Origin of the sequence: Streptacidiphilus sp. BW17 (assembly GCF_041262485.1) — a bacterium.
In the GTDB taxonomy this organism is placed as follows: Bacteria; Actinomycetota; Actinomycetes; order Streptomycetales; family Streptomycetaceae; genus Streptacidiphilus.
The window spans coordinates 57,655-82,109 of record NZ_JBGCCR010000020.1 but is presented as its reverse complement, the minus strand read 5'-3'; the positions used below and the strand labels follow the sequence as shown (position 1 = coordinate 82,109).

Sequence of the window (24,455 nt, the reverse complement as noted above, 5' to 3'; positions counted from 1 at the left end):
GATTGTCAATAGCTGGTGGCCACAAGCTTCGTACCCATGCGAGTGGCTCCGTGCTGTCCAGGGCCGTGGTTGACCGGTTGGTAATGCCATGTGACGCTCCTGCTGAGCCTGCGGCAAAGGAGCCAGCCATGTCGACGCACGACCTCTACGCCACCCCGCCCACCGAGAAGTCGTGGTCCGTTCCGGCCTCCGGCTCCGCCCGCTTCAACTGGGAGTACGACGAGGGCCGGGAACGGCTGCTCAACCTGTACCAGAAGGGCAAGGACAAGCAGTGGGACCAGGTCAAGCGGATCGACTGGTCCCTCGAGGTCGACCCGTACGACCCGCTGGGCGTCCCCGACGAGGCGATGACCCTCTACGGCACCCCGTACTGGGACAAGATGAGCGAGGCCAACAAGGCCGACATGCGCCGCCACTACGCCTCCTGGCAGTTCAGCCAGTTCCTCCACGGTGAGCAGGGCGCGATGGTCTGCGCGGCGCGCATCGTCGAGTCCGTGCCGGACATGGACGCCAAGTTCTACTCGGCGACGCAGACCATGGACGAGGCCCGTCACGTCGAGATCTACTCGCGGTTCCTGCACGAGAAGATCGGCATGCTCTACCCGATCAACGACAACCTGCAGTCGCTGCTCGGCGACACGCTGCGCGACTCCCGCTGGGACATGCCCTACCTGGGCATGCAGGTGCTGATCGAGGGCCTGGCCCTGGCCGCCTTCGGGATGCTGCGCGACACCACCACCAAGCCGCTGCCCAAGCAGCTGCTGGCCTACGTGATGCAGGACGAGGCCCGGCACGTGGCTTTCGGGCGGATGGCGCTGCGCGACTACTACGCACAGCTGACGGACGCCGAGCGCGCCGAGCGCGAGGAGTTCGTGATCGAGGGCTGCTACCTGATGCGCGACCGGCTGCGCGGCGTGGAGGTGCTGGAACACTTCGGCATCCCGGCCAAGGACGCGGACGAGATCAGCGAGCAGAGCGAGTACCTGCAGTTCTTCCGCAAGCTGCTCTTCTCCCGGATCGTGCCGTGCGTCAAGGACATCGGCTTGTGGGGCCCCAAGCTCCAGCAGGCCTACCTCGACATGGGCGTGTTCGACCTCGGTGACTCCAACCTGGACCTGCTGATGCGGCAGGACGAGGAGATAGCCGAGAAGCTCGACGCCGAACGCTTCGCGGCCGAGGAGGCCGCCCGCGTCGACGAGGTCGGCGAGGCGATCGCCCAGGGCGCCGAGGCCTGAGCGATCGCCTGGTTCCGGTGGGTGCCGGGGTGACCGTCAGCGGGTGACGGTCACCACGCGGTCGGCGGAGCTCGCGAACGGGTCGTACGACGCCTCGACCCCGAGCGTGTCGCCCTTCCCGGTACCGGCGTCCCAACCGGCCACCCGCACCCGCACCGTGTAGCTGACGGACGCGCCGTTCGCCCAGTGGGCGGGGATCGCGGGCAGCCCGGCGCTGTCGGTGCCGAGCGGCACCCAACGGTCGTTCTGCCAAAGGTCGTAGGCCAGGCTCGCGGTCAGCGGCACGGACTCGTAGGACGTCGTCAGCAGGCCGGGCTGGAGCGACTGGGCGACGGGCGCGCCGGTACGGTTCGTGAGGGTGTAGCGCATCACCAGCGGCTGCGCGGCGGAGAGGGCGCTGCCGCCACCGGTCAGCGTCTGGACGATCGGACCGCCGGTCTTGGCCGTGCCGACCTCGAGGTCCAGCTGCTTGGCAACCGTGGCTCCGCCGCCGGTGCCGATGTTGAAGCCGAGCTGCAGTCGGTCGTCGTTCACCGGCCAGGCCTTGGTGGCCGCCAGGGTCACCTTCCAGGTGTAGGTGGCGTGCGCGGGCAACGTGAACGCGTCGCCGAACTGGCCGCCCTTGGGGTAGAACGAGCCGATCAGCCCACCGTCCTGACCGCCGAACGTGAGCGCCGTGGCGGGCGCGTGCACGGGCGTCATGCCCAGCGTCACCTGGTTGTCCCCCACCGGCAGCGCCCCGTGCGCCCCGCCGCCCAGCTCGCTCCCGAACGCGACGTCCGTACCCGAGGTGTTGCTGACGGACAGGTCGAACACCTCCGCCCGCCCACCGGGCATCAGCGGACCGGCCTGCATCCGACCCAGCGTCAGCACCAGCGGGCTCTTCGCAGCAGTCCCCGCCCCGGTCTGCGCCGCCTGCGCCACCCCGGGCAGGACGACGGCAGCAGCCGCAGCGACGACTGCGGCGGACCCGGCAACAACCCTGCGGCGAACAACCTTGCGACGAACGGACATGAGCCAACCCCCCACACCACGAGCACCTTCAGTGATCGCCCTCCCGGCGACACCTGGATCCTCGCCGACGAACGGTTCGTGTCCGATCCCCGGAGTGTCATGGCTCTGCAACAGTCGGAAACCGCCTTACCGGCCTGCCGCCTGACGGATGATGATCCGTATGACGAACTCCGACGGCCGCGAGGACCGCATCGACCTCGCCGACGCGATCGCCGCCATCCGGGACCAGCTGGTCGACGCCGCCGGGCGGGGCGCCGGCGCCGAGATCGGCTTCGAAGTCGGGCCGATCGAGCTGGAGTTCACGGTGGCGCTGAAGCGCGACGCGCGGGCCAGGGGCGGGGTGCGGGCGTGGGTGTTCTCCGCCGACGGCGAGGTGGGCGAGGCGCACGACCGGACCCACCGGGTCGCGGTCACGCTCACGCCGAAGTCCCGTACCAGCGGCGGGTCGGTCGAGGTGGGCAACCACACCGCGCCGGACCTGTCCGGGTTCTGACGGCGCGGCTCCCCGGACAGCGAGGTGATCACGGACCGGGTTGCCTGGCGGTGGTCGGTCCGTATGACTTCACGCTGCCGGCGATCGCCGCAATGATCGCCGTCAGAACGCCGAAGATGACCGCCAGCCCCAGGACGACCCCGTTGCTCCTGTGGAAGCCCAGGACGAAGTTGAGCTGAGCACCAATGGACGTGCCGAACTGCAGCGGCGACACAAAGAGGGTCACCACGACGTAAAGCACGCAGAGCGCACACAGTGTCCACGCGCCGGGTATCCGGCGGTTGAACGTGAATCCCGCTGGGACCAACAGCAACCCGGCGCTGACGAAGCCGCCGAGCGAGTTCTCAAACACCAGGCTGTCCACGTGACCGGCGTAGAGGACGTTGAAGAGCCCGAACCAGGCGAGCATGCCGGCGGTGAGCAGCGCCAGGACACCAGCGATCATCGCCGCTACGGGATGCGCCCTCGGCTTGGGCTGTGCCGCCCGCGGGCTGGGCCCGCCGCCCCACGGCACCGGTCCGCCCGCCAGCGGCGGCTGAGCCAGACGGACGGGCGCGCCGCCGGGGAGCGCGCCGGGCCCGGCCGGCCCGAAGCCCGGCGCCGGTGCGGGCGGGGCGTCGAGGTGTGTGGGTACGTAGCCGACCCCACCCGTGCGCGCCACCTCGTCCAGCGCTGCCAGCGCCTGCGCCGCCCCGGCGCGCTGCGTCGGATCCTTCGTCAGCAGCGCAGCGAGGACCGCCCCCAGGCCCTGCGCGCGCAGCGCAGGGCGTGGCATCCCGGTGACCACGGCGATGCACAGCGCGGCGAACGTCTCGGCGCTGAACGGGGGTTCCCCCTCCACCGCGCAGTACAGCGTCGCCCCGAGCGACCACAAGTCCGTTGCGGGCGCGGGGGGTTGGCCGGAGAGCTGTTCCGGGGCCATGTAGGCCGGGGTGCCGATGAGCGTACCGGTGTGGGTGAGTGCCGTCGTGGAATCCACCATGTGCGCGATGCCGAAGTCAGTGATGACGACCCGGTCGTCCATCAGCAGGACGTTGTCCGGCTTGAGGTCACGGTGGATGATCCCGGCCGCGTGGGCGCGGCTGAGCGCGCGCAGCATCGCCGCACCGATCTCCGCGACCCTGCGTGCCGGCAGGCCGCCGCTCTGCTCGATCGCCGTAGCCAGGGACGTTCCGGCCACGTACTCCATGACGATCACTGGCGCGCCCGCGTGCTCGACCACGTCGTGCACGGTGATGATCCCGGGATGGTTCAACTGCGCGGCCGCACGCGCCTCACGCAGCACGCGCTGGAGAAGGACCTCGCGCTGATCAGCGGTGATTCCCTGCGGGAACATCACCTCCTTCACGGCGACGTCCCGCCCGAGCGTCTCGTCCCGGCCCCGCCACACACGGCCCATGCCGCCCTGCCCGATCAGCTCCACACGCCGGTACCGGCCGCCGATCAACTCCCCGTTTGTTTCTGCCACATCGGACACTCTAGGTGTACCGCCGCCAACGCCCCAGAGCTCTCCGCCGGTTCGCCAGGAAGACGATCACCGGGCGGGTGGTCCGGCGTCCGGAGGCCCGACCCCGGCCCCCCGACCGCTTCGCTTGCGGTCCGTTCCCCGGCGACACGAGAATCTTGGCGCATGGTCGGTGCGTGCTCGATTGACGATCCGTCACCGCTGTGCAACCGCAGTGACCAGCACGTTCAGGGGGAAGGACGAGGGGTGACGCATCCGCAGCGCGAACGGCTGGCCGTGGTGCTCGGCGCAGGCCAGGGCAGCGGCTACCTGCTGAATCCGTGGACGGTGGTCACCGCGGCGCACGTCGTCGGCGACGAGACGACGGTCCAGGTGGCGATTCCCGGAGCGGGCGGGCCGAAGACCTGCCGGGTCGTCTGGCGACGGCAGGACAACCAGTGCGACGCCGCGCTGTTGGTCGCCGAGGAGGATCTCCTGCCGGGCGAGACCGTCCGTGGGTTCGAACGGCTCTCCTGGGGGCTGCTGAGCGGTCTCACGGCGCTGGCCGGGGCGGTCGCCGTCGGGTTCCCCCAGATCCAGCGGTCTGCCGACCAGCGCTTGGACAGCGAGCAGATCGTCGGCACGCTCAAACCCGGCACCGGACTGGTCGGCGGCCGGGCCGTACTGGACAGCGAGCACGCGGCTCCGCCCACCTCGGAGGACGGCTCACCCTGGGCCGGGATGTCCGGCGCACCGGTCTTCCTGCACAACTCCCTGGTGGGACTGGTCCGTTCGGCGCCACAGCAGTGGGGCGAGGCGCGGCTGGAACTGACCCTCTGTAAGGAGTTCGTGCTGCACGTCGAGGTCCGCCGCATCCTTGAGGACAACAACGTCGCCGACGCCATGACCACCCTCGAACCGCCCGCCGACTCGTTCGAGGACCGGCTGCGCGAGTACCTCGGCCAGGAGTGGGGCAAGGTCAGGATCTACGGCGTCACCCGCTCCGGGCGCGGGGACAGCGGTTGGCAGCTCGACGTCGCCTACCTCAGCCTCGAACTCGCCGACAGCGAGCGCCCGCAGCGCGAGATCGGCGACGAGGACCCCACCCCCGTGGCGCGGCGCGTCGAGGACGCCCTCGCACAGCAGCAGCGGATCCTGCTGCGTGGGAACGCGGGCTCCGGCAAGACCACGCTGCTGCAGTGGCTCACCACCCGCTGCGCCCGCGACGAACTCCCGGTCCAGCTGCGCCAGTTCAAGGACTGCATCCCCATCCTGCTGAAGCTGCGCACGATCGCCCGCGCCGGGCAGGCCCTGCCCGGACCCGAGGAGTTCCTCAAGGCCTCCGGGAATCCCCTGGCCGGGTTCCCCGGCTCGGAGGGCTGGGTCAGCCGCCGGATGGCCGAGGGCCGGGTGCTGCTGCTGGTGGACGGGATCGACGAGGCGCCCGCCGGCGAGCGGCGCCGCGTGCGGGAGTGGTTGACCGGGCTGCTGGCCGCGTACCCCGGGATCCGTTGCCTGGTCACCACCCGGCCGTCCGCCGTCCGCGAGGGCTGGCTCGGCGAACTCGGCTTCGCCGAGCTGGACATGCTGCCGATGAGCCGGGGCGACGTGGCCGCGTTCATCGACCGCTGGCATGCCGCGGCAGCGGCTGGGGCGGAGGGCGACGAAGAGCAACGCGAGCGGCTCGCCCGTTGGCGGGCGATGCTGACCGACGCGGTCGGCCGCATCCAGGACCTGGGCCGGCTGGCCGCCAACCCGCTGATGTGCTCCCTGATCTGCGCTCTCAACGCCGACCGCCAGGGCCACCTGCCGTCCGGCCGGATGGCCCTCTACGACGCGGCGTTGGAGATGCTGCTGGTCCGCCGCGACGAGGAGCGGGGCGTCGACCCGGCCTCGGAGGGCCTGGCGCTCAACGAGCTGCAGCAGCAGGCGCTGCTGCAGAGGCTCGCGTACTGGCTGATCCGCAACGGGCAGTCGGAGCTGTCCGAGGCCCAGGCGCTGGCCCGGATCGAGCACGCGCTGCCGCAGATGCCGCAGATCCGGGGCGACGCGGACCGCGTCCTTTCGCAGCTGACGGTGCGCAGCGGAGTGCTGCGTCAACCGGAGCCGGGCGTCGTCGACTTCGTGCACCGCACCTTCCAGGACTACCTCGGCGCGCAGGCGGCGATCGAGGAGGGCGACATCCCACTGCTGGTCGACCACGCGCACGAGGACCAGTGGGAGGACGTGATCCGCCTCGCCGTGGGCCACGCGCGTCGACGCGAGCGCGCGGACCTGCTGGAGCGCATCCTGCGCCGCGCGGAGACGGAGCCGCAGCACGCCCACCGGCTGCGACTGCTCGCTGCCGCCTGCCTGGAGCTGGCGGTCGAGTTGGACCCGGCCGTACGGGAGTCGGTCACGACGGCGGCAGCGGCGCTGATCCCACCGCGTACGACCGAGGCGGCCAAGGAGCTGGCGGGCGCGGGCCCGGTCGTCCTGGAGCTGCTGCCGGGCCCTGCGGGCCTGGACGACGCGACAGCCCTGGCCGTGGTCGTCTGCGCCACGACGATCGGCACCGAGCGGGCCACCCCGCTGCTCGCCGCGTACGCGGACCACCCTGCCATTGAGGTCCGGTCCCAACTCGCCTACGCCTGGCCCCGCTTCGAGACGCAGGAGTACGGGCGCGCGGTGGTCACCAGGCTCGCGCAACGCGAGAACGTGCGGCTGATGGTCACCGGTCGGGCCGAGGCGGAGTTCCTGGCCACGCTGCCGGCCGTGCACCGGGTGGAGTTCTCCGGCGCGCTGCCCGAGGAGACCGTCCGCCTGGTCCCGCGGGAGAACCTGCGCGAGCTCCGATTCCACGAGAATCCGCACGGGGTCGACTTGTCCCTGGTCCACGAGACGCCGAAGCTGTCCATGCTCATGCTGCTCAACAACAGCGGCGCGTTCGACATGTCACCGCTGGCGGAGACAAACATCAGGCGCCTGGTCGTCCTCGGCAGCCCCGCCGTCACCCACCTGGAGGCGCTCGGCCGGATGCCGAGGCTGCAACACCTCAGCTTCGCCGACGCGGCCTCGCCGCACAGCGGGAGGCTGGACCTGACGCTGATCCTGGCGGCGCCCCGACTGGCGTCGGTCCGGCTGATGGCAGCAGACCTCAACCCGGTCAACTGGGCCGCCCTGCGCGGCCACGCCGGGCTGACCGACCTCGACATCGAGGATCTCGACCTGCGCAGTCTGGCCGAACGCGACCCGCTCCCCCACGTCACCAGCCTGAGCCTGCGGAACGCCTCCTACACGGACGGCTTGGAGCGGGTGGCAGAGGCCTTTCCCGGCCTGCGGCTCATCTACTTCCTCGGTGATGGCGTTCCCCTCGACATGAACGAGCTCCGCCCCGGGACGCTCGTCGCCACGGAGCTCGCGATTCAGCTGCGGGGAGCAGAACCTGCGGCAGCGCCGCCGTCGGCCTCGCTCGAACGGTTCACCTGGCACTCGGTGCTGTGACGAAGGGCCCGGCTCCCTCTCGGGGAGCCGGGCCCTTTCGTCTGCCTTGCGACTACCGCATCAGCCCTTGGTCAGGTCCGGGCCCGCCGCGACCGGCGGGGCGTCCGCGACCGGGGTCTTGTCCGCGCCGACGAAGGTGAACTTGGCGTCCTTGCCCTCGCCCTCGACGTCCACGACGACGATGTGGCCGGAGCGCAGCTCGCCGAAGAGGATCTTCTCCGACAGCATGTCCTCGATCTCGCGCTGGATCGTGCGACGCAGCGGACGCGCACCCAGCAGCGGGTCGTAACCGCGCTTGGCCAGCAGCGCCTTCGCGGCCGGCGTCAGCTCAAGGCCCATGTCGCGGTCCTTGAGGCGGTCGTCCACCTTGGCGGCCATGAGGTCGACGATCTGGATGATCTCGTCCTCGCCGAGCTGGTGGAAGACCACGATGTCGTCGACGCGGTTGAGGAACTCGGGGCGGAAGTGCTGCTTGAGCTCCTCGCCGACCTTGGCCTTCATCCGGTCGTAGCCGGTCTGCAGGTCGCCCTGGGCGGCGAAGCCCAGGTTGAAGCCCTTGGAGATGTCCCGGGTGCCGAGGTTGGTGGTCATGATGATGACCGTGTTCTTGAAGTCCACGACCCGGCCCTGGGAGTCGGTCAGACGACCGTCCTCCAGGATCTGCAGCAGCGAGTTGAAGATGTCCGGGTGGGCCTTCTCGACCTCGTCGAAGAGGACGACCGAGAACGGCTTGCGGCGCACCTTCTCCGTCAGCTGGCCGCCCTCCTCGTACCCGACGTAGCCGGGCGGGGAGCCGAACAGCCGCGAGACGGTGTGCTTCTCGCTGAACTCGGACATGTCGAGCTGGATCAGCGCGTCCTCGTCGCCGAAGAGGAACTCGGCGAGCGTCTTGGACAGCTCCGTCTTACCGACGCCGGACGGGCCGGCGAAGATGAACGAACCGCCCGGACGCTTCGGGTCCTTGAGGCCCGCACGGGTGCGCCGGATGGCCTGGGAGAGCGCCTTGATGGCGTCCTTCTGGCCGATGACGCGCTTGTGCAGCTCGTCCTCCATGCGCAGCAGACGCGAGGACTCCTCCTCGGTCAGCTTGAAGACCGGGATGCCGGTGGCGGTCGCCAGGACCTCGGCGATGAGCTCCTCATCGACCTCGGCCACGACGTCCATGTCGCCGGCCTTCCACTCCTTCTCGCGCTTGGCCTTGGCGGTCAGGAGCTGCTTCTCGTTGTCGCGCAGGGACGCGGCCTTCTCGAAGTCCTGCGCGTCGATCGCGGACTCCTTCTCGCGACGGACGTCGGCGATCTTCTCGTCGAACTCGCGGAGGTCCGGCGGAGCGGTCATCCGGCGGATGCGCATCCGGGAGCCGGCCTCGTCGATCAGGTCGATGGCCTTGTCCGGCAGGAAGCGGTCCGAGATGTAGCGGTCGGCCAGCGTCGCCGCGGCGACGAGGGCGGCGTCCGTGATGGAGACGCGGTGGTGCGCCTCGTAGCGGTCGCGCAGGCCCTTGAGGATCTCGATGGTGTGGGCGAGCGACGGCTCGGCGACCTGGATCGGCTGGAAGCGGCGCTCCAGGGCCGCGTCCTTCTCCAGGTGCTTGCGGTACTCGTCCAGCGTGGTGGCGCCGATGGTCTGCAGCTCGCCACGGGCCAGCATCGGCTTGAGGATCGAGGCGGCGTCGATCGCGCCCTCGGCGGCACCGGCACCGACGAGCGTGTGGATCTCGTCGATGAACAGGATGATGTCGCCGCGGGTGCGGATCTCCTTGAGCACCTTCTTCAGGCGCTCCTCGAAGTCACCGCGGTAGCGGGAGCCGGCGACCAGGGCACCGAGGTCAAGCGTGTAGAGCTGCTTGTCCTTGATCGTCTCGGGCACCTCGCCCTTGACGATGGCCTGGGCCAGACCCTCGACGACGGCCGTCTTGCCGACGCCGGGCTCGCCGATGAGGACCGGGTTGTTCTTGGTGCGGCGGGACAGCACCTGCATGACCCGCTCGATCTCTTTCTCGCGCCCGATGACCGGGTCGAGCTTGGCCTCGCGGGCGGCCTGCGTCAGGTTGCGGCCGAACTGGTCGAGGACCAGGGAGGTCGACGGGGTGCCCTCGGCGGGGCCACCGGCCGTCGCGGCCTCCTTGCCGCCGCCCTGGTACCCGGAGAGCAGCTGGATGACCTGCTGCCGCACCCGGTTCAGGTCGGCGCCCAGCTTGACCAGGACCTGGGCGGCGACACCCTCACCCTCGCGGATCAGGCCGAGCAGGATGTGCTCCGTGCCGATGTAGTTGTGACCCAGCTGGAGGGCCTCGCGGAGCGACAGCTCCAGGACCTTCTTCGCCCGCGGGGTGAAGGGGATGTGACCGGACGGGGCCTGCTGCCCCTGACCGATGATCTCCTCGACCTGCTGGCGAACCGCCTCGAGCGAGATCCCGAGGCTCTCCAGGGCCTTAGCGGCGACACCCTCACCCTCGTGGATCAGGCCAAGAAGGATGTGCTCGGTGCCGATGTAGTTGTGGTTGAGCATCCGGGCTTCTTCCTGAGCCAGGACGACAACCCGCCGCGCGCGGTCGGTGAACCTCTCGAACATCGTTAATCGCTCCTCAGAGCGGTCGGGGCAGTGAGGGAATCCCCTCCCTGTCCTACCGCATGCTAGTCCCGGAGGCCGGAACAGCTCCTCACTCCAACCGTCGACACCCGCCAGTGGGGGACCGTGCGACGGCCGACAATGACTCCAACCGAATGCTGCGGGATGGTGTTCCCGCAGGCCAGGCAGATCCACCTGGAATCGCTACGCCGACGGCGAACGCATCCGCCGACACGCCGCGACACCACCGCATCCGGCCTCCCACATGGGCATTCATACCCTCTGGCGTACCCCATCCATACCGGGGTGACTCCGTCTGGTGTTCGCCCACCGAGGAATCCGCTTGAGGCCCGGTGGGGCCGCCACCGGAATCCGCTTGAGGCCCGGTAGGGCCGTAACCGGAATCTGGTGCAAGCAGTTGCTACGAGTGTGCCCCATCCCGTGCACAAGAAGCAGCCTCATGACAAGCAGGCCGCGGCTCCCGACGCGGGGAGCTGCGACCTGCTCGGCATGCCGTTCGCTGCAGGGGTGCGGGTGGTGCACCGGATGGACCGGCTGGCCCGGCCGACCGGGCCGGTCCTGGTGGCGCGGAACCGCCTGCTGCTGACGGTCCCTGCCGGGGCGGCGGAGCAGCTGCCGGGCCTGCTGTGCTGGCTGGGCTGGGCCCACCTGGACGGCGTGCTGACGGCCGTTCCGGCCGAGGCACCGCGCCCCGTCGGCCTCCGTCTGCTGCGCGCCGGCGCTTCCCCGTGCGGGGAGCCACTGGCCCGCCTCGTCGACACCTGCGCCGACGCCTGTGCCCGCGTGCAGTTGGATCACTGCCGGGAGCACCGGCGAACCGGAACTACTCAGCCGTGGGCCTTCTCGTACGCCTCACGGACGTTGCTCGGCACCCGGCCGCGCTCGTTGACCTCGTAGCCCTGCTCCTTGGCCCAGGCACGGATCTTCGCCGTGTCCGGGTTGCCGCCGACCGGACGCACAGCGGCGGCGCGGCCACCACGACCGGCACGGGCGCCGGCCCGGCCGCTCTGCTTGCGGCCCTTGTCCGTGTAGGGAGCGAGCAGCTCACGCAGCTTGCCCGCATTTCCATGGGTGAGGTCGATCTCGTAGGCAACCCCGTCGAGAGCGAACGTCACTGTCTCGTCCGCCTCGCCGCCTTCGAGATCGTCGACAAGAAGGACCTGGACCTTCTGCGCCACGGGCGTCCCTTTCCTCAAAAGCCTGGATTACTTGTAGGAAAGCAAACCGTCTTCCCGCGAAAAATTCAACCGGCCCTCAGGAACTCATCTCTCACAGATGCAGGAGCATCCGCCTGTTGCCGAGGGTGTTGGGCTTGACGCGTTCGAGATCCAGGAACTCCGCGACACCTTCGTCGTAGCTCCGCAACAGCTCGTCGTAGACGTCGGCGTCGACCGGAGTCGAGGCGATCTCCTGGAAGCCGTGTTTGGTGAAGAACTCGACTTCGAACGTCAGGCAGAAAATACGACGCACACCGATCCACCGCGCGGTCTCCACCAGCTTCTGCAGCAGCAGATGACCGATCCCGGTGCCGCGGCAGGAGGTGTCCACCGCCAGGGTACGCACCTCGGCCAGGTCCTCCCACATCACGTGCAGCGCACCGCAGGCGACGACCTCCGCATTGTCGTCGCGCTCCGCCACCCAGAACTCCTGCAGCGACTCGAACAGGGTCACCGTCGGCTTGTTGAGGAGGATGTGTTGACGCGCATAGCTGTCGACGAGGCGGCGGATCGTGGACACATCGGTGGTCCGCGCGCGGCGGATGGTGACCTGCATGGAGAGACGCTACCGCGTCGGCTACCGCACCTCCGGAGGGCCCTCGTCGGAGGCGTCGATATCCGCCGGGAAGATGGACGGGGCGAACACCCGCAATGCGTCGCCGAGCGCCTCCTGCTGCTCCGGTGACATCATGCCGAAGAAGTGCACCAGGGCCGCCGCCGGGTTGTCACTCGTCTCCCACGCGTCGTTCATCAGGGTCGCGGTATACGCCTCGCGCGTGGACACCGGCGCATATCGATAGGCGCGGCCTTCCTGTTCCCGGCGCAGCCACCGCTTCTGGAACAGCTTGTCCATCACCGTCATGACGGTGGTGTACGCGATCTCGCGTTCCTGCTGCAGATCTTCCAGAACCTCGCGAACGGTGACGAGCCGGTTCCACTGCCAGAGCCGGGTCATCACTTCGTTCTCGAGTTCACCGAGTGGGCGGGCCATGACAGTGCAAATATCACTTTTGCCCGAATTAATCCACAAGGCAGGGCTGCCCAACGGCATGCCCGAAGGCATGACTGAGGGGCACGAGGGCGGTGATTCCCGCGCTCTCGCGCCCCTCAGGCGTGCTCAGGACCGGCTGCAGCCAGGCTCAGTGCGAGCTCTGCGAGGACCTGATGGCGTCCGCCACCGCGTCCTCCTTGGTGGCGTTGGCGCCGCCCTGGTTGCGGAAGAGCGCGCGGATCATCAGGCCGAAGAAGACGGCCATCACAGTGGGCGGAGTCAGAGCCTCGATGTACTGCATGGGCCCGACTCTACTCGGGCCGTCACGAGCAGGGTCACTCGGGCTTCACGAGGGGGAACAGCAGGGTCTCCCGGATCGGCTTGCCGGTAAGAAGCATCACCAGTCGATCCACACCCATGCCCATGCCGCCGGTGGGCGGCATGCCGTACTCCAGGGCCCGCAGGAAGTCCTCGTCCAGCTGCATCGCCTCGACGTCGCCGCCGGCCGCCAGCAGGGACTGCTGGGTCAGGCGGTCACGCTGGTCGACCGGGTCGATCAGTTCGGAGTAGGCGGTGGCGACCTCCTTGCCGAAGATCACCAGGTCCCACTTCTCGGCGACGCCGTCGATCGAGCGGTGCTTGCGGGTCAGCGGCGAGACCTCGGTCGGGTAGTCCCGGATGAAGGTCGGCTTGACCGCGTTGTGCTCCAGCAGGCGCTCGACGAACTCGAGGATCAGCTGGCCGTGGCCCCACTTCTTCTCGTAGGGCACGCCGTGCTCGTCGGCGAGCTTGCGGAGCTCGTCCACCGAGGTCTCCGGGGTGACCTCGACCCCGAGGTGGGCGCTGATGCCCGGGTAGACGCTGACCTGCTCCCACGGCTCGGCCAGGTCGATCTCGACCTCCTCGCCGTGCTGGTCAAGGCCACGGATCACGGTGGTGCCCAGGGCGTCCTTGGCCGCGTTGAGGATCAGCTCGCGGGTCAGCTCGGCCTGGGTGTCGTAGTCGCCGTAGGCCTCGTAGGACTCGATCGCGGTGAACTCCGGGTTGTGGGTCGCGTCGGCGCCCTCGTTGCGGAAGTTCCGGTTGATCTCGAAGACCTTCTCCACGCCGCCGACCATGAGCCGCTTGAGGTACAGCTCGGTGGCGATGCGCAGGTACAGCGTCATGTCGTACGCGTTGATGTGGGTGGTGAACGGACGCGCGTTGGCGCCGCCGTGGATCGGCTGCAGCATCGGCGTCTCGACCTCGAGGAAGCCGCGGCGCTCGAAGGTGTCGCGCAGCGAGCGCAGCACGCGGACGCGCAGCTGCATCATCTCGCGGGCCTCGGGGTTGACGATCAGGTCCACGTAGCGCTGGCGGACGCGGGCCTCCGGGTCGGCCAGGCCCTTGTGCTTCTCCGGCAGCGGACGCAGGCACTTGGAGGTGAGCTCCCAGCGGTCGACCATGACCGACAGCTCGCCGCGGCGGGAGGTGATCACCTCGCCCTCGACGCCGACGTGGTCGCCGAGGTCGATGTCCGTCTTCCACGCGGACAGCCGCTCCTCGCCGAGCTTGTCGAGCGAGAGCATGACCTGCAGGTCACCGGTGCCGTCGCGGAGGGTGGCGAAGCAGAGCTTGCCGCCGGTGCGGCTGAGGATCACGCGGCCGGTGATGCCGACCCGGTCACCCGTCTGTGCGTCTGCCTCCAGGGCCGGGTAGGCCGCCCGCAGGTCCGCCAGCGTGCTGGTACGCGGGAACCCGACCGGGTACGGGTCGACGCCGGCGGCGCGGAGCCGCTCCAGCTTCTCGCGCCGGACGCGCATCTGCTCGGGAAGTTCGTCGGACGCGCCTACGGCGGTGCCTGCTGCGGCTGCGGGGGTCTGCTGATCGCTCACCTCACCAGGGTATCGACCGCACGGGCGTGCCCCGCCACTCGTTAAACCCGGGAGGGGCGTCCAAGGACGCTTCTCCCGGGCTCGGGTGACGCGGCGCGGGGAGTCGCTGTCCAGCCTCCGGAAATCACAGAAAATCCTCGGGACACCCCAAGGATCGACACATCGTCGACAAACTGAATTCCAACGCCAGGACGGGACAGCCGACGGCAAAGAACCGGCAGGTTCTTACCGACTTCTGTCCCCTCCTCCGGCGCGGAGACGGATCCGGGCGTCAGCTGTGGCTGCCGCCCACAGTTCCGTTGCGACGGCGCCGGGAGAGCACGAGTGCCGCTCCGCCGAGGACGACGGCCGCGAGTCCGGCACCGGCCAGCGGGAGGGTGTCGTCGCCGCCGCCGGTGTGCGCCAGCGAGCCGCCCGGAGCGGTCGGCGCGGCGGAAGCCGTCGCAGCCGCGGTCGCCGAGGCGGACGGGTGCGCGACCGGGGACGCCGAGGCCGACGGGCTCCCGGCCGCGGGGGTGGCCGTCACCTGGAAGGTCGCGACGTTGTTCAACGGCGTGTTGTCGTCCGGCTGCCCCACCGCCACGACGGTGCCCGGCACCGCGTGCAGCGTCCGGGTCGGCTTCAGGGTGAAGGCGAAGTCCGCCTCCGCGCCGGGCCGCAGGACCCTGGTGACCAGGCAGACGTAGAGCGCGCCGGGGACGCCGTCGCCGGCGGCCTGGGCGCGCAGCCGGGTGAGCCCGGCCACGGGCGGCGGACCGTCCAGGGGCTCGGCCTGGCAGCCCTTGGGCGCGGAGACCACGCTGACGCCCTGCGGCAGCATCGCAACCAGGGCCGCCGTGGTCCCGGCGGGGCTGCCGGACATCTGACGGGTCGGCACCGTCCCGTCGTTCCGGACGCCGAACACCGTGGTCGCCATCCGGCCCACGGTGCCGGTCACGTCGTGCGCGACCGCGGCGACGTCGTCCGGGCTGACCAGGTGCAGTTGGGAGACGGCGACGTTGTTGTCGTAGTTGATGTCAGGGACCACATGCGGGACCGTCTGCCGGGCCGATGCCGGAACCGGCACGAGGGCGAGTGGTGCGCCGTGGCCGGGCGTGCCACCGGTGATCGAGGAGTCGATCGCACCGCCGGTCACGTCCCACCCGTACATCAGCATGCCGTCCACGGCCTGGGGTACGGCCGAGACCGGGGCCGGGGTGGCGAGCTGGTAGGTCTCGCCCGGCTTGACGACCGTGTCGAAGTGGCAGACCACCGCGGTGGGGTCGCCCGTACCCGCGTCGGCACCGTAGCGGCAGTTGCCGAAGCCGCCGCCCACCGACCAGGCATCACCTTCGAGCGAGTCGAACAGCAGGGTGATACCGGAGGCGTCCTGGTCACCGACATTGGTGACCTGCGGATTCACCGTCAGGGTCCGGCCCGGGGCGAGGGTCAGGGTGGTCGGCATCGGCAGCACGGCAAGGTCGGGGCCGTCGCCGACGACGACCGTGGTCGTGGTCGGCGGGCCGCTCGGGTCCTCGGTGGCGTTGGCGGCGGTGACGGTGAACCGCACCGAGCCCTTGGCGGCGACCTTCGCGCCCGGCAGCGAGCGAAGGCCCACGTCGACCTGGCCGATCCCGTCGACTGAGCCGAGCGAGCATGCGGCGTGGAGCCTGGCGGCGTCGGTGAAGCGGCAGTTGCCCGGCAGCGAGAGGCCCGCCACACCGGCGAGCCGGCTCGCGTCGACGGCGACCTCGACCCCGGAGAGCGGAGCCTCCTCGGACATCACCGAGACGCCGACGCTGTGGTACTGCTGCGCCTGGACACCGGACGACTGCGGAAGCAACGTCACCTGCGGCGTGGAGACCACCGCGAGGAAGTGCGAACCGGCAGCGCCGGCCGGGACAGCGCTGAGGCCACCCACGGTGAGAACGGCAGCGGCCGCAACTCCGAGACGAGTTGCGGCACGCGTGCGTATGAAAGGCATCTGTGATTCCCACGTGAGCGAAGTGTGAAGGGTGCGCTGGATCCAACCACTTCACCGCTCTCGCAGGCCAGAGCTGTGGCCCGACCGTTATCCGCCGGTCAGGGCGCAGCCGGACCGAGCCCGGTGACGTCCGGTCACCCGGTGCCGGTGGCGAGTTCCTCGTCCTGGCCGGTGTTCTTGCGGACGCCGCGCGGGAAGAGGTCGCCCGGGGTCGGAATCGGGCGGACCGGGCGGTCGGAGGCGGGGCGGGCCGGGGTCCGGCGCTGCGGGTCGGACTCGGACGCGGGGGTGGACGCCGGGGTCGGGCGCTCGGTGTTGCTGCTCATGGCGATCGTTCCTCCACGACGGATGGACAGGGGGTACGACTCCGCGCGGGTCTTCTCGCGCAGCCTGGCCGGGCGGTTCGCTCGCGCGAAGTCCGCCACCTTCCCCCCGCTCAGCACGCTCGCGATCCGCGGCGGGCGCGGAATCTCCGGCACCGCCTGTGCCGCTCCCCCGATCGGCGCCAACGGGCCCGGCGACGGCTGCTCCGGCACCTGCTGCTGACCACGTGGCGCGCTCAACGCGACCACCTGCGCGGCGGGTTCCCGTTCCGGCAGCGCGGGGCGCGGCAGCTGCTGTCCCGACGGCCCTGACGGACCGTCGAGTCGCTTCCGCGCACTGACTTCTGCCAGCTCCGCGCAGCGGCGGCGCAGGGCAGTACGGCGGCTGCGCTCGGCGGTCGCGCAGGGCATCGCGCCGAGGGCGCGCAGGGCGGAGAGGTCGTCGGAGTCCGGCAGGTAGCCGTCGGCGACGGCCTCCTCCAGGCGCTCCAGATAGCCGGTGGCACTGCCGGGCAGTGCGGCGCGGTAGCGGACCAGCTCCGCCAGCGCGAACGCCCGCATCCTCCCGCCCTCGTGCACCGCTTCGTCGATCGCCTCGGAGAGGCACAGAACGTCCTGGACGTCCTCCACCCAGGCGGCGTGCGCGCCGTGCGCGGCCTGCGGGACCAGACCGAACACGTCGGGTCTGCTCTCGGCGCTGACCGCGCTGACCGCCGCGACCGCGTTGACTGCGCTGATCGTGCTCGTCGTGCTCGTCGCGCTCATCGCGACCGGTGGATTGAGGACGTGGGCGAGGGCCCGACGGAGGACCCGCAGCTCGTCTGCGCTGAAGGCCATGCCGCCGCGAGACCCGTGAGGCGTAGGCATGGGACGACTGTACGTAACGAAAAGGGAAAATCGGATGAACCACGCCAGTTTCGGCGGGTCGTCCGATTTCTCCCCTTCCGTTTTCGAGTCCGAATTGCCTTATGAGGCGGCGTTGTTGCGCTCGAAGACCAGCCGCAGCCCGACCAGCGTCAGCCAGGGCTCGTGCACGTCGATGCTGGTTGCCTCGCCGAGCACCAGCGGCGCCAGGCCGCCGGTCGCGATGACCTGGACGTCGTCCGGGTCCTCGGCGAGCTCCGCCGCCATCCGGTTGACGATCCCGTCGACCTGTCCGGCGAAGCCGAAGAGCACGCCGGACTGCATCGCCTCGACGGTGTTCTTGCCGATCACCCCACGCGGCCGGGTCACCTCGATCTTGCGCAGCATCGCGCCGCGCACGCCCAGCGCCTCCACCGAGATCTCGATGCCCGGCGCGATCGCCCCGCCGACGAAGTCGCCGCGCTCGTTGATCGCGTCGAAGCTGGTCGCGGTTCCGAAGTCGACGACGATGCACGGGCCGCCATAGAGGTGCTTGGCCGCCAGCGTGTTGACGATCCGGTCGGTGCCGACCTCCTTGGGGTTGTCGGTCAGCACGTGCACGCCGGTCTTGACGCCCGGCTCGACCAGGACGGCCGGGACGTCGCCGTAGTAACGCCGGGTCACCTCGCGCAGCTCGTGCAGGACCGACGGCACGGTACAGCAGATCGCCAGCCCGTCCACGGACTCGGTCTTCAGCACCGGGTGCGCGCCCATCAGCCCCTGCATCAGCACCGCCAGCTCGTCGGCGGTGCGGCGCGGGTCGGTGGAGACCCGCCAGTGCTCGACGATCTCCTCGCCGTCGAAGAGACCGAGCACGGTGTGGGTGTTGCCGACGTCGATGGTGAGCAGCATGGGCGCGCCGTTCCTGGTCGTGGGTGGGCAGGGACTGGACGGAGAGTCAGGACTGTCCGCGCAGGTCCAGGCCGATGTCGAGAACGGGGGACGAGTGCGTCAGCGCGCCGACGGCCAGGTAGTCGACCCCGGTCTCGCCGACCTCACGCGCGTTCGCCAGGGTGAGCCCGCCGGAGGACTCCAGCTTCGCCCGGCCCGCGACCAGCGCGACGGCCTCGCGCAGCTGCGGAACGGTGAAGTTGTCCAGCAGGATCAGGTCCGCGCCCGCCTCCAGCACCGGCGGGATCTGCTCCAGCGTGTCCACCTCGACCTCGACCGGCAGCTCCGGGTACGCCTTGCGCACGGCCTGGAACGCCTCGGCGACGCCACCTGCGGCGACCACGTGGTTGTCCTTGACCAGCGCCGCGTCCGACAGCGCCATCCGGTGGTTGACGCCGCCGCCACAGCGGACCGCGTACTTCTCCAGCGCGCGCAGGCCCGGGGTGGTCTTGCGGGTGTCACGGACGACGGCCTTGGTGCCCGCAAGGGCGTCGGCCCAGGCGCGGGTCGCGGTGGCGATCCCGGACATGTGGCAGAGCAGGTTGAGCGCGGAGCGCTCCGCCGTGAGGAGGTCACGGGTCCGGGTGGTCACCGAGAGCAGCACCGTGCCGGCCTCGACGCGGGCACCGTCCTCGACATGCCGCTCGACGGTGAACTCCTCCTCGGCGACCAGCGAGAGCACGGCCTCGGCGACGCGCAGCCCCGAGACGACACCGGCCTGACGCGTGGTGAAGTCCGCGGTGGCGACCGCGTCCTCGGGAACGGTGGCCACCGACGTCACGTCCTCGCCCCCGGCGAGGTCCTCGGCGAGCGCGAGCGTCGCGATGTCCTCGACCTCGACGGGGTCCAGCCCGGCGGCTTCCAGCAGGGCCGCGAGCTCGGGGTCGAGGCCGGTCTCGTACTCGCCGCAGGCGCAGTCGTCGCCGCAGGCGTCCTGGAGGACGGGGAGCTCATCGTGGGTGTGCACTGAGGTTCCTTTTACTCGGAGGGTTCGTTGCAATTCGCAAGGGGCGCGGGGAACTGCGCGACAAGCCACCCACGCAGGTACAACACCGAACAAGCAGGGCCATCCGCACAGGGTGGTGTCTCGCGCAGTTCCCCGCGCCCCTGGCGAATTGCAACTTCCCCGCTTGCAAAAGTGCCGCACTCACGATTTCAGTCGCTGACGCGAAGCGTGCCGTCGACCAACGTCGTGACCAGGTGCCTGCGCCACCGCTCGTCGTCGCGGTCCGGTGCGTCCTCGCGCCAGTGGCAGCCGCGCGTCTCCTCGCGGAGCAGCGCCGCCGCGGTGAGCGCCGACGCGACCAGGTGGAGGTTGGTGGCCTCCCAGGTCTCGACCTGGACCGGCTCCCGCTTCTCCGTCTCCGGTTCCGACTCCGCCAGCGCCGCCAGCCGCTCCGTCGCCTCAGCCATGCTGCCCGCACTCCGCAGGACGCCGACCCCGCGCGTCATGACGCGCTGGATCTCCGCCCGCGACTCGGCGGCCAGCAGCGGGACGACCTCGACCGGGCGGGTCGTGTCCTCGTGACGCGGCGTCAGCCTGCCGAGCCGGTCGCGCTCGATGATGTCCGCCGCGATGCGCTCCGCGAAGACCAGACCCTCGAGCAGCGAGTTGGACGCCAGCCGGTTCGCGCCGTGCACGCCCGTGCAGGCCGCCTCGCCGCAGGCGTAGAGGCCGGAGACCGAGGTGTGGCCGCGCAGGTCGGTGCGGACCCCGCCGGAGGCGTAGTGCGCGGCCGGGGCGACCGGGATCAGCCCGGTCACCGGGTCGATGCCGTGGGCACGGCAGGAGGCGAGGATGGTCGGGAACCGCTCCTCCCACATCTGCGCGCCGAAGTGGCGGCCGTCGAGGAACATGTGCTCCGCGCCGGTCTCGGCCATCCGCCGCGTGATGCCCTTGGCCACGATGTCGCGCGGCGCGAGCTCGGCCAGCTCGTGCTGACCGACCATGAACCGGACGCCGTCCGCGTCCACCAGGTGGGCGCCCTCGCCGCGGACCGCCTCGGAGATCAGCGGCTGCTGGCCCTCCGCGTCCGGGCCGAGCCAGAGCACGGTCGGGTGGAACTGCACGAACTCCAGGTCGGCGACCTCCGCACCGGCCCGCAGGGCCAGGGCGACGCCGTCGCCGGTGGAGACGGCGGGGTTGGTGGTGGCGGAGTAGACCTGGCCCAGGCCGCCGGTGGCCAGCACCACGGCCCGCGCGTGGACCGCGCCGACACCGTCGCGCTGGCCCTCGCCCATCACGTGCAGGGTCAGCCCGGCCGTGCGGCCCTCGGCGTCGGTGAGCAGGTCCAGCACCAGGGCGTGCTCGATCAGCTCGATGCCCTCGTCGTCGCGGACGGCCTCGACCAGCGCGCGCGATATCTCCAAGCCCGTCGCGTCGCCGCCCGCGTGGGCGATCCGGCGGCGGTGGTGGCCGCCCTCGCGGGTCAGCAGGATCTCGCCCTGGGCGTCCGTGTCGAAGGCGGCGCCGGTCTCGATCAGGCGGCGGACCGCGCCGGGGCCCTCGGTGACCAGCATCCGCACGGCGTCCTCGTCGCACAGGCCCACGCCCGCGACGAGGGTGTCCGCCAGGTGCTGCTCGGGGGTGTCGCCCTCGCCGAGCGCGGCGGCGATGCCGCCCTGCGCCCAGCGGGTCGAGCCCTCGTCCAGCACCGCCTTGGTGACGACGAGCACCCGCAGACCGCCCGCGCGCACGCGCAGCGCGGTGGTCAGCCCGGCCACGCCGGAGCCGACGACGACCACGTCCGCGGTCGTGGTCCAGCCGGGGGCCGGTGCGGCCAGTCTTCGGACCGACGCCGATGACGATGCCGATGTCATGAGTGACTCCGTACTGCTACGAGGGGGTTCGGCACAATCGCGTCGCCCCGCGTCAGACCACTGCCCTCCGGGGCAGCGGCGGCGTCCGCGCCGGTGTGGGTGATCCGGTTGTCGCGGTCGACGAAGACGATACGCGGCTCGTAGGAGCGGGCCTCGGCGTCCTCCATCTGACCGTAGGCGATCAGGATCACCAGGTCACCAGGGTGGACCAGACGGGCCGCCGCACCGTTGATGCCGATCACGCCGGTGCCGCGCTCCCCGGCGATGGTGTAGGTCTCCAGACGCGAACCGTTGTCGATGTCGACGATGTGGACCAGCTCGCCGGGCAGGATGTCAGCGGCGTCGAGGAGGTCCTCGTCCACGGTGACCGAGCCGACGTAGTGCAGGTCGGCCTGGGTGACGGTGGCCCGGTGGATCTTGGACTTGAGCATCGTGCGGATCATGGTGTGGTCACGTCTCCTGTAGGGGTACATGCCGGGCCCGGACCGAGCGGTCAGAGCGGTCAGAACCGAAGTCGTACGTTGTCGATCAGCCGGGTCGCCCCCACCTTGGCAGCGACGGCCAGGACCGCCTCGCCGGTGAAGTCGTCCCGGTCGATCTCGGTGAAGTCGCTCGGGTCGATCAGGCCGAGGTAGTCGAGGGCGATGGTGCTCCCCGCCTCTTGTGAAGGCACAGCCTTGGAGGGCACAGCCTCAAGCACGCTCGAAGCGGCCTTGCGTACCGCTGACGGCTCGCCGCCCGCCTCCCGCGCGTCGCGGGCGGCGAACAGGGCGCGGGAGAGCGTCAGCGCGCGCTCCCGCTCCACGGCGGAGAGGAACCGGTTGCGGCTGGACAGCGCCAGCCCGTCCGGCTCGCGGACGGTCGGCACGCCCACGATCTCCACCGGGAAGTTCAGGTCGGCGACCATGCGCCGGATCAGGGCCAGCTGCTGGCCGTCCTTCTCGCCGTAGAAGGCCAGGTCGGGGCCGGTGAGGTGGAGCAGCTTGGCCACCACCGTCAGCATCCCGTCGAAGTGCCCGGGCCGGGACGCGCCCTCGTAGCCGGTGCCCATCGGCCCGGCGCTCAGCCGCACCTGCGGCTCGCCGCCGGGGTAGACCTCGTCCACGCCGGGCGCGAAGACGACGTCCGCGCCGGAGTCCGCGGCCAGCACCAGATCCGCCTCCAGCGTGCGCGGGTAACGGTCCAGGTCCTCCCCCGCACCGAACTGCAGCGGGTTGACGAAGACGGTGACGACGACCGTCCCCTCCTCGCCGACGCGGGACCGCGCGGTACGGATCAGCGTCGCGTGCCCCTCGTGCAGCGCACCCATCGTCATCACCACCGCGCGCGGACGACCGATGGGGGTACCCCCGGCCGAAGGCTGGGGGACGGCGGCCACCGCCTCCAGCTCGGCCTTGGTGTGCACCAGAACGGTCATCAGAACTCCCGTGTCTCGTCCGCGAGGGCGTCCAGCAGAGCCTCGGCGGCCTCGGGCTTGAGCATCCCGTTCGCGAGCGCGCGGTCGGCGGTGGCCCGGGCCATGGCCCGGTAGGCGTCCAGCAGTTGGGGCGTGGTCCGGCGCAGTTGCGCGACGTGGGCGCGCACCGTCCCGGCGTCGCCCCGGGCGACGGGGCCGGTCAGCGCGGCGTCGCCGGCGCGCAGGGTGTTGTCGAGCGCGGCGCCGAGCAGCGGCCCGAGCATCCGGCCGGGCTCGGCGACCCCGGCGAGCGAGAGCAGCTCCATCGCCTGGGAGACCAGGGTGACCAGGTGGTTCGACCCGTGCGCGAGCGCCGTGTGGTAGAGCGGACGCGCCTCCTCGGGCACCCACTCGGGCTCGCCGCCCATCTCCACGACCAGCGCCTCGGCGACCGGCCGCAGTTCTTCCGGCGCGGTGACGCCGAACGGGCAGCCCGCGAGACGGGCGACGTCGACGCTGGTGCCGGTGAAGGTCATCGCCGGGTGCAGGGCCAGCGGCAGGGCGCCGGCGCGGGTGGCGGGCTCCAGCACGGCGATGCCCTGGGCACCGGAGGTGTGCACGATCAGCTGGCCAGGGCGTACGGCGCCGGTCGCGGCGAGGCCCGCGACGAGATCGGCCAGCACGTCGTCGGGCACGGTCAGCAGCACGAGATCGGCGGCGGCCATCACCTGCGGCGGCGTCACCAGCCGTACCCCGGGCAGCAGGGCGGCTGCGCGCCGCTGCGACGCGAGGGAGACGCCGGAGGCGGCCACGACCTTGTGCCCGGCGTACTGCAGGGCCGCGCCGAGCGCGGGCCCGACGCGTCCCGTCCCGACGACGCCGACGGCGAGGCGCCCCGGCCTGTTGTCCGGCGCGTCCGGATCCGGCGACCCGAAGGCGGGCAGCCCGAAGTCGTCTGTGCTCATTGCTCACGCCTCACAGCGGTGCAGTTCCGTTCCAGTCCTCAGCGGGTACCAGACGTTCCGGCCCAGTGTACGACCGCAGGGTCGGCTGTCGCTGTGGCCTACGCCATGCACCGCCTGGGCGCGCGCTACGCCTTCGGAGGCTCGTTGTAGGCGTCAGCCCTGGGCTGCGCGCCGAGCGCGTGGATCGCGTCCATGATCTCGTCGGTGATCTCCCGTCGAACCGGGCCCACCGGCGTCTCCCCGATCCGTTCGGAGAAGTCCAGCGGCTCGCCGAACCGGATCGTCACCCGCCGGATCCTCGGCAGGAGCTTGCCCACCGGCTGGATCCGCTCCGTGCCGGTCAACGCGACCGGGACCACCGGCGCGCCCGAGGCGAGCGCCAGCCACGCCACACCCGTGCGGCCCCGGTACAGCCGACCGTCCCGCGAGCGCGTGCCCTCCGGATAGATCCCGAAGGCCCCGCCGCCCTGCAACACCTCAAGCCCCGCGTCGAGCGACGCCTGCGCCGAGCGGTGCGTGCCGCGTTCGACCGGGATCGAGTCCATCGCGGTGAAGAAGATCTTGTTGAGCCGTCCCTTGAACCCCGCGCCGGTGAAGTACTCCGCCTTCGCCAGGAACGACACCGGACGCGGCGCCAACAACGGGATCACCGCGCTGTCGATCGCCGCCAGGTGGTTGCTCGCAATGATCACCGGGCCGCGCTTCGGCACGTTCTCCCGGCCCACCACGACAGGCCGGTAGACGATCCGCGCCAGTGGGGACAGCACCAGCTTGGCGAGGGCTTGCGACACAGTTCCTCCGGAGTCGACGGACGGACGCTGGGGATCGTACGTCATCGACAGCGGCGGGAG

At 70.7% G+C, this 24,455-nt stretch carries 21 protein-coding genes; 4 read left to right on the top strand and 17 right to left on the bottom strand.

From position 1 onward, the window contains the following. Nucleotides 1-128: 128 nt before the first annotated feature. Complete coding sequence (locus tag ABH940_RS23540) at nucleotides 129-1,235, top strand: ferritin-like domain-containing protein (RefSeq protein WP_370067421.1); 1,107 nt, start codon at nucleotides 129-131, stop codon at nucleotides 1,233-1,235. A 36-nt stretch (nucleotides 1,236-1,271) separates the two neighbouring features. Here ABH940_RS23540 and ABH940_RS23535 read toward each other — a convergent pair whose 3' ends face one another. Continuing rightward, the gene (locus tag ABH940_RS23535) at nucleotides 1,272-2,249 is read right to left on the bottom strand and encodes a hypothetical protein (protein WP_370067419.1); all 978 of its coding nucleotides are present in this window, start codon (nucleotides 2,247-2,249) and stop codon (nucleotides 1,272-1,274) included. Nucleotides 2,250-2,409: 160 nt separating this feature from the next. On the opposite strand from ABH940_RS23535, the gene ABH940_RS23530 reads away from it, so the two are divergent. Then, a complete protein-coding gene (locus tag ABH940_RS23530) occupies nucleotides 2,410-2,742 on the top strand; it encodes a trypco2 family protein (RefSeq protein ID WP_370067417.1) in 333 nt (110 codons plus the stop codon). A gap of 28 nt (nucleotides 2,743-2,770) precedes the next feature. On the opposite strand, the gene ABH940_RS23525 is transcribed toward ABH940_RS23530, so the two are convergent. Beyond that, nucleotides 2,771-4,210, bottom strand: coding sequence for a serine/threonine-protein kinase (locus tag ABH940_RS23525; RefSeq protein WP_370106107.1), 1,440 nt, complete (start codon nucleotides 4,208-4,210; stop codon nucleotides 2,771-2,773). Nucleotides 4,211-4,453: 243 nt separating this feature from the next. Here ABH940_RS23525 and ABH940_RS23520 point away from each other — a divergent pair, with 243 nt between their 5' ends. Then, nucleotides 4,454-7,669, top strand: coding sequence for an NACHT domain-containing protein (locus ABH940_RS23520; RefSeq protein ID WP_370106106.1), 3,216 nt, complete (start codon nucleotides 4,454-4,456; stop codon nucleotides 7,667-7,669). 60 nt (nucleotides 7,670-7,729) lie between these two features. On the opposite strand, the gene ABH940_RS23515 is transcribed toward ABH940_RS23520, so the two are convergent. Next, a complete protein-coding gene (locus ABH940_RS23515; protein WP_370067410.1) occupies nucleotides 7,730-10,243 on the bottom strand; it encodes an ATP-dependent Clp protease ATP-binding subunit in 2,514 nt (837 codons plus the stop codon). 438 nt (nucleotides 10,244-10,681) lie between these two features. Here ABH940_RS23515 and ABH940_RS23510 point away from each other — a divergent pair, with 438 nt between their 5' ends. Then, nucleotides 10,682-11,158, top strand: coding sequence for a hypothetical protein (locus ABH940_RS23510; protein WP_370067408.1), 477 nt, complete (start codon nucleotides 10,682-10,684; stop codon nucleotides 11,156-11,158). On the opposite strand, the gene ABH940_RS23505 is transcribed toward ABH940_RS23510, so the two are convergent. The 14 genes from ABH940_RS23505 to ABH940_RS23440 all read right to left on the bottom strand — a co-directional run bounded on the left by ABH940_RS23505 (nucleotide 11,089) and on the right by ABH940_RS23440 (nucleotide 24,395). Continuing rightward, a complete protein-coding gene (locus tag ABH940_RS23505) occupies nucleotides 11,089-11,439 on the bottom strand; it encodes an Lsr2 family protein (protein ID WP_370067406.1) in 351 nt (116 codons plus the stop codon). The genes ABH940_RS23510 and ABH940_RS23505 overlap by 70 nt on opposite strands. A 91-nt stretch (nucleotides 11,440-11,530) precedes the next feature. Then, entirely contained in the window at nucleotides 11,531-12,034 is a 504-nt protein-coding gene (locus ABH940_RS23500; RefSeq protein ID WP_370067404.1) for an amino-acid N-acetyltransferase, read from the bottom strand. 21 nt (nucleotides 12,035-12,055) lie between these two features. After that, nucleotides 12,056-12,469 (bottom strand): BlaI/MecI/CopY family transcriptional regulator, encoded by a 414-nt coding sequence (locus ABH940_RS23495; RefSeq protein WP_370067402.1) that lies wholly within the window; start codon nucleotides 12,467-12,469, stop codon nucleotides 12,056-12,058. Between the two features lie 148 nt (nucleotides 12,470-12,617). Further along, on the bottom strand, nucleotides 12,618-12,770 hold the full coding sequence (locus tag ABH940_RS23490; protein WP_370067400.1) for a hypothetical protein: 153 nt from the start codon (nucleotides 12,768-12,770) through the stop codon (nucleotides 12,618-12,620). A gap of 34 nt (nucleotides 12,771-12,804) precedes the next feature. Further along, nucleotides 12,805-14,343, bottom strand: coding sequence for a bifunctional lysylphosphatidylglycerol synthetase/lysine--tRNA ligase LysX (lysX, locus tag ABH940_RS23485; RefSeq protein ID WP_370067398.1), 1,539 nt, complete (start codon nucleotides 14,341-14,343; stop codon nucleotides 12,805-12,807). 271 nt (nucleotides 14,344-14,614) lie between these two features. Continuing rightward, entirely contained in the window at nucleotides 14,615-16,243 is a 1,629-nt protein-coding gene (locus tag ABH940_RS23480) for an LPXTG cell wall anchor domain-containing protein (RefSeq protein ID WP_370106105.1), read from the bottom strand. A 197-nt stretch (nucleotides 16,244-16,440) separates the two neighbouring features. Next, a complete protein-coding gene (locus tag ABH940_RS23475) occupies nucleotides 16,441-17,496 on the bottom strand; it encodes a hypothetical protein (RefSeq protein WP_370106125.1) in 1,056 nt (351 codons plus the stop codon). A gap of 99 nt (nucleotides 17,497-17,595) precedes the next feature. Then, nucleotides 17,596-18,384, bottom strand: coding sequence for a type III pantothenate kinase (locus ABH940_RS23470; protein WP_370067394.1), 789 nt, complete (start codon nucleotides 18,382-18,384; stop codon nucleotides 17,596-17,598). Nucleotides 18,385-18,430: 46 nt separating this feature from the next. Further along, nucleotides 18,431-19,390, bottom strand: coding sequence for a carboxylating nicotinate-nucleotide diphosphorylase (nadC, locus tag ABH940_RS23465; RefSeq protein ID WP_370067392.1), 960 nt, complete (start codon nucleotides 19,388-19,390; stop codon nucleotides 18,431-18,433). Between the two features lie 188 nt (nucleotides 19,391-19,578). Next, nucleotides 19,579-21,243, bottom strand: a complete 1,665-nt coding sequence (locus tag ABH940_RS23460; RefSeq protein WP_370067390.1) for an L-aspartate oxidase — start codon at nucleotides 21,241-21,243, stop codon at nucleotides 19,579-19,581. Continuing rightward, the gene (gene panD, locus ABH940_RS23455; protein WP_370067387.1) at nucleotides 21,240-21,686 is read right to left on the bottom strand and encodes an aspartate 1-decarboxylase; all 447 of its coding nucleotides are present in this window, start codon (nucleotides 21,684-21,686) and stop codon (nucleotides 21,240-21,242) included. Before panD ends, ABH940_RS23460 begins: the two co-directional genes overlap by 4 nt. A gap of 59 nt (nucleotides 21,687-21,745) precedes the next feature. Beyond that, nucleotides 21,746-22,663 (bottom strand): pantoate--beta-alanine ligase, encoded by a 918-nt coding sequence (gene panC / locus ABH940_RS23450; protein ID WP_370106121.1) that lies wholly within the window; start codon nucleotides 22,661-22,663, stop codon nucleotides 21,746-21,748. Continuing rightward, on the bottom strand, nucleotides 22,660-23,604 hold the full coding sequence (locus tag ABH940_RS23445; RefSeq protein WP_370067385.1) for a Rossmann-like and DUF2520 domain-containing protein: 945 nt from the start codon (nucleotides 23,602-23,604) through the stop codon (nucleotides 22,660-22,662). The genes panC and ABH940_RS23445 overlap by 4 nt, the downstream gene beginning before the upstream one ends. 125 nt (nucleotides 23,605-23,729) lie before the next feature. Then, nucleotides 23,730-24,395, bottom strand: a complete 666-nt coding sequence (locus tag ABH940_RS23440; RefSeq protein ID WP_370067383.1) for a lysophospholipid acyltransferase family protein — start codon at nucleotides 24,393-24,395, stop codon at nucleotides 23,730-23,732. Between the last annotated feature and the right edge of the window lie 60 nt (nucleotides 24,396-24,455).